The sequence below is a fragment of the Hymenobacter glacieicola genome, from assembly GCF_014640315.1.
GTDB classification, from domain to species: domain Bacteria; phylum Bacteroidota; class Bacteroidia; order Cytophagales; family Hymenobacteraceae; genus Hymenobacter; species Hymenobacter glacieicola.
Map to the genome: position 1 here is coordinate 1 of NZ_BMGS01000025.1, position 2,224 is coordinate 2,224.

Sequence of the window (2,224 nt, forward strand, 5' to 3'; positions counted from 1 at the left end):
GCTTGCATATACCTGCTTACGTAGGTGAGGCATCAGCAGCTACACCGTCTGTGAATCCGCTATATTACCCTAAGCTGAAAATATCCCGAATTCACTTCGATAAACCTTTGCTGAAATTGTTATTTAGCAATGGCCGGTTTATGTTTTTGCATGGTTTGGCTACCCAAATTATTTTAAATACGGATCGACTGGTTATTGGTAAAGTAGTTTCACTGGCGGCAGTAACCGTATTTTCTATTACAGTGCGCATTCCGGAGGTAGGATTGAGCTTGCTGAGCCGGGTAACAGAAAATGCCACTCCCGCGGTGATGGAGATTGTGACCCATGAGTCGAGCGACCGGGCCCGGGAGCAGTACCGCCGCGTACTGCTGTTAACCAGCACGCTTGGTGCGCTGGCTTTCTGGCTGATTCTGTGCTTTAACCAGTGGTTTATTACGCTCTGGGTAGGGCCCAGCTTTTTCGCCAGTAACCTGGTGCTGAGTCTGGCTCTGGTTCTGATGGTGCAGCAAACGATAGTACGCTCCATGTCCTTCTTTTTATACGCTAAGGGCAACAGTCGTCAGCTGAGCCTGATGAGCCTCTTCGAGGCAGGCCTCAACATTGCCCTGTCGGTATTCCTGGGCCAGCAGATCGGTCTGCCGGGGGTGTTGGTGGGCACTTTAATTGCTTCTTCGCTTACCTCCAGCTGGTATACTCCTTACCTGCTGAAAAAATACCTGGCCATTCCGCTGCGTGATTCCTGGTCCTCCATACTAGTACCGGCCGCGGGGATTAGTGTGGCGGGAGGGGTAGTGTATATGCTCGTGCAATGGGCGCAGGTAGTGCTTCCCAACACAGTGCTGCTATTTGGCCTGCTGGGGTGCTTAGCCGGTGTTCTGCTGGCCGCATTTACCTGGCTTGTGTTTCTGCGGCGCCCTTTCGGGCCGTATGTACCCGCCCGGCTGCAGCGCATACTATTGGTTGTTCCGTTGTCCTAAGCTTTCCAGTCCGGCTAGTACTTTTCGGGGTCTTCCTGCTACCAACTCAGCTGCTGCGCTAGTTTCGCTCAGGTATGTTAATTGCTTCGAGCAGCTCCTGGGCCCTTCACCACGCCTGATTTCATCACAATGCCTATTTCCCGTCCCTACCGCATTGCCTTTCTGACCTCAACTGACCCGCACAGTCGACGTTCGTGGTCTGGGCTGCACTACATGATAAGCCAAAGCCTGGAAGCCCATGTTGGAGAAGTTGACTACCTGGGCCCGGTAAGTCTACGCTTTTTGTTTGCCCTCGGCGACCGGGTAAACAAAGTAGTGGGAAAGCTCACGAAGGGCGGGCGCTACCACTACAGCATCAGCGTATTAACTTCCCGGTTATACGCCGGCATATTTGCGCGAAAGCTGAAGAAGGGAAAGTATGACCTCATATTCGCACCGGCGGGTTATACTGAGTTTGCCTTTCTGGAAACGGAGTTGCCAATTGTCTACTGCTGCGACTCTACCATCACGCAGCTGATCGACTACTACCCAGGCCTGTCCAGCCTGCTACCCGTTTCCAAGCGCGAGCTGGCGTATATTGAGCAGCGGGCAATTACCAGGGCCGACCTGCTGATTTACTCTTCCCAGTGGGCTGCCAACTCGGCCATCAATGATTTTCGGGCCCCCGCCAGCAAAGTGGAGGTCGTGCCGTTCGGGGCGAACTTTCCGGTAGTACTACCCCGCCAGGAAGTGCTGGCCCGGCCAAGAACACCGCAGTGTAAGCTGCTGTTTGTAGGGGTGGAATGGAACAGAAAAGGCGGTGAAATTGCCTTCAACACGCTTGTGGAGTTGAATAACAGGGGCGTAGATGCGCACCTGACCATTTGTGGATGCGTACCACCGGCCGGATTTACGCACGAAAAACTCACGGTAATACCGTTTCTGGACAAGAACAAAGAAGCAGAGATGCAACGCATGGTGCAGCTGTACAAAGAAGCCGACTTCTTCCTGCTGCCAACCCGTGCCGAGTGCGCTGCCATTGCCTTTTGCGAGGCCAGTTCCTTCGGGGTGCCGTCCTTTACCACGGATACCGGAGGCATTGCTGATTTTGTGGAGGAAGGCATCAACGGCTACCGATTGAGCTCACAGGCTACCGGCGCCGACTTTGCCCAGGCTATTCAAGCTGTCTTTGAAAACCCGGTGCTATAGCGGATTCATGAACGGTGTACATGATAGCCGCAATGGTTGAACCAGGCTTTGGCGTCCTT

At 53.6% G+C, this 2,224-nt stretch carries 2 protein-coding genes; both read left to right on the forward strand.

The window, feature by feature from the left end; genetic code table 11:
* Positions 1 to 50 precede the first annotated feature (50 nt).
* Complete coding sequence (locus tag IEW18_RS21525; protein WP_262891913.1) at positions 51 to 977, forward strand: lipopolysaccharide biosynthesis protein; 927 nt, start codon at positions 51 to 53, stop codon at positions 975 to 977.
* Between the two features lie 129 nt (positions 978 to 1,106).
* On the forward strand, positions 1,107 to 2,165 hold the full coding sequence (locus IEW18_RS21530; protein ID WP_188559956.1) for a glycosyltransferase family 4 protein: 1,059 nt from the start codon (positions 1,107 to 1,109) through the stop codon (positions 2,163 to 2,165).
* The last annotated feature ends 59 nt before the right edge of the window (positions 2,166 to 2,224 follow it).

Coding starts and splice junctions, on each gene's coding strand:
- IEW18_RS21530 (WP_188559956.1), top strand. CDS start 1,107: ATGCCTATTTCCCGTCCCTACCGCATTGCCTTTCTGACCTCAACTGAC.